Below are 2,705 nucleotides of genomic sequence, written 5' to 3'. Positions count from 1 at the left end.
CGGGGGTGCCTTCGAAGAAGATGCTGCCGCCTGCTGTACCGGCCCCGGGGCCGAGATCGACGACGTGGTCGGCGATCGCGATCGCCTCCGGCTTGTGCTCCACGACGAGCACCGTGTTGCCCTTGTCCCGCAGCCGCAGCAGCAGGTTGTTCATCCGCTGGATGTCATGGGGGTGCAGGCCGATGGTGGGCTCGTCGAACACGTAGGTGACGTCGGTGAGTGAGGAACCGAGGTGGCGGATCATCTTGACGCGCTGCGCCTCACCGCCCGACAGCGTGCCCGACGGCCGGTCGAGCGCGAGATAGCCGAGGCCGATCTCCACGAACGAGTCGAGGGTCTGCTGCAGCGCGGTGAGCAGCGGCGTCACCGACGGCTCCTCGAGGCCGCGGACCCACTCGGCGAGGTCGCGGATCTCCATCGCGCAGGCGTCGGCGATGGAGATCCCCTTGATCTTCGACGAGCGGGCCCCTGCGCTGAGCCGGGTGCCGTCGCACTCGGGGCAGGTGGTGAAGGTGACCGCCCGCTCCACGAACGCCCGGATGTGCGGCTGCATCGATTCCTTGTCCTTGGACAGGAACGACTTCTGGATCTTCGGGATCAGGCCCTCGTAGGTGAGGTTGATGCCGTTGACCTTGACCTTGACCGGCTCGCCGTAGAGGAAGGCCTGCATCTCCTTCTTGGTGTACTCGCGGATCGGCTTGTCCGGGTCGACGAAGCCGGACTGGGCGTAGAGCTGCACGGTCCACTGGCTGTCCGACTTCCAGCCGGGGATGGTGAACGCGCCCTCGGACAGCGACTTGGAGTCGTCGTAGAGCTGGGTGAGGTCGATGTCGGAGACGGTGCCCCGGCCCTCACAGCGTGTGCACATGCCGCCGATGCGTTCGAAAGTCGCCTTCTCGGCTTTGGTCTTGGCGCCGCGCTCGACCGTGATCGCCCCGCTCGCCCGGACCGAGGCGGTGTTGAAGGAGTACGCGCTGGGCGGGCCGATATGCGGCTCGCCGAGCCGGCTGAAGAGGATGCGCAGCATCGCGTTGGCGTCGGTGGCGGTGCCGACCGTGGAGCGGGGGTCGGCACCCATCCGCTGCTGGTCGACGATGATCGCGGTCGTCAGCCCGTCCAGCACATCGACCTCGGGCCGCGCCAGCGTCGGCATGAAGCCCTGCACGAAAGCGCTGTAGGTTTCGTTGATCAGCCGCTGCGACTCCGCGGCGATCGTGTCGAACACCAGCGAGCTCTTGCCCGAGCCGGACACGCCGGTGAACACCGTCAGCCGGCGCTTCGGGATCTCGATACTGACGTCCTTGAGGTTGTTCTCGCGCGCGCCGTGCACGCGGATCAGATCGTGGCTGTCGGCAGCGTGCAGCGCAGGCGACTGCGCGTCCGTCGTCTTGGCCATGCTTGTCTTTGTCTCCATCTCTCACGCGGGGTCGCCTACACGAGGAACAGCGGAACACCGCGCACCCTACGCCGACGCATCCGCCCTCCAGACCTCCTTGCCGAAGGTTGTGCCGCGGGGCGAGCCACACGCGGTGACGTCAAGCAGCCCGGGGACGCTGCTGCCATCGGGATCGGTGCCGTGCTGCGATCGCCGGACGGCTCAGCGCTTCTCCTGGATGCGGATCAGATTGCCCGCGGGATCCCGGAAGGCGCAGTCGCGGACACCGTACGGCTGCTTGGTCGGCTCCTGGACGACCTCGGCGTCGCCGGCCTGTACCCGCTCGAAAGTGCCGTCGAGGTCACGGGTGGCCAGCAGGATCCAGCCGTAGGTGCCCTTGGCCATCATCTCGGCGATGGTGCGGCGCTCGTCGTCGGTGATGCCGGGGTCGGCGGCCGGCGGCGCCAGGAGGATGGACGTGTCGGGCTGGCCGGCGGGGCCGACCGTGATCCAGCGCATCTTGCCCTGTCCGACGTCGCTGCGGACCTCAAAGCCGAGCGTGTCGCGGTAGAAGGCCAGGGAGGCGTCCGGGTCGTCGTGCGGAAGGAAGCTCGCGTGAATGGTGATGTCCATGGCAGCCACGCTAGTTACGGCTCGGCGCCGGCGCTTCTCGATTCCTGATCGGTCTGGTCACCTGTTTCGCCACGCACGACGGCATCCCCGCCGTCGCGCGCGCCGCCTCGCGCCGGTAGACGCTGGGCGCTACCCCGACCAGCTCGGTGAAGCGCGTGCTGAAGGTGCCCAGCGACGAGCAGCCGACCGCGAAACAGACCTCGGTGACGCTGAGATCGCCACGGCGCAGCAGCGCCATCGCGCGCTCGATGCGCCGCGTCATGAGGTAGCTGTACGGCGACTCGCCATAGGCGCGCCGGAACTCGCGGCTGAGATGGCCGGCCGACATGTGCACGCCGCGGGCGAGCGCCTCGACGTCCAGCGGCTGCGCATACTCCCGATCGATCCGGTCACGAACGCGACGCAGCCGCGCGAGGTCGCGCAGATGCTGCGTCGAGGCGGGTGTGCTGGTCACGGGCCAGATCCTACGCCGCACCGGACCGCCCCACCCTGTCCCGCACCCCTCCCACCAGACCCAACACCCAACCCCACGCGGCGCGTTGCCGCTGCTACTGCTGCCGACCGGCGCCTCCTACAGCCGTGTCTCACTCGGCCCAGGGCTTGAAGCCGGTGTCGAGAACGGCTTCCAGGGATGCACGCAACCGGGCTGCCTCGTCGGCGCCGAACTTCTCCTCGAACTGGGCCTGCACGGCTTTCC

General features: G+C 68.5%; 2 protein-coding genes and 1 pseudogene. All 3 read right to left on the bottom strand.

What is annotated here, in order from left to right; translation table 11 throughout:
* Nucleotides 1-1,396, bottom strand: a pseudogene (locus ACTWQJ_RS49955) (excinuclease ABC subunit UvrA); the annotation flags it as partial.
* Nucleotides 1,397-1,597: 201 nt separating this feature from the next.
* A complete protein-coding gene (locus ACTWQJ_RS49950) occupies nt 1,598-2,008 on the bottom strand; it encodes a VOC family protein (protein WP_443312977.1) in 411 nt (136 codons plus the stop codon).
* A 10-nt stretch (nt 2,009-2,018) separates the two neighbouring features.
* Complete coding sequence (locus ACTWQJ_RS49945) at nt 2,019-2,462, bottom strand: helix-turn-helix transcriptional regulator (protein WP_443312976.1); 444 nt, start codon at nt 2,460-2,462, stop codon at nt 2,019-2,021.
* Nucleotides 2,463-2,705 lie beyond the last annotated feature (243 nt).

The organism is Streptomyces sp. KR55, from assembly GCF_052245645.1.
GTDB classification, from domain to species: Bacteria; Actinomycetota; Actinomycetes; order Streptomycetales; family Streptomycetaceae; genus Streptomyces; species Streptomyces flavusporus.
Note: the sequence above shows the minus strand (reverse complement) of the source record. Positions and strands in the feature narration are given on the sequence as shown.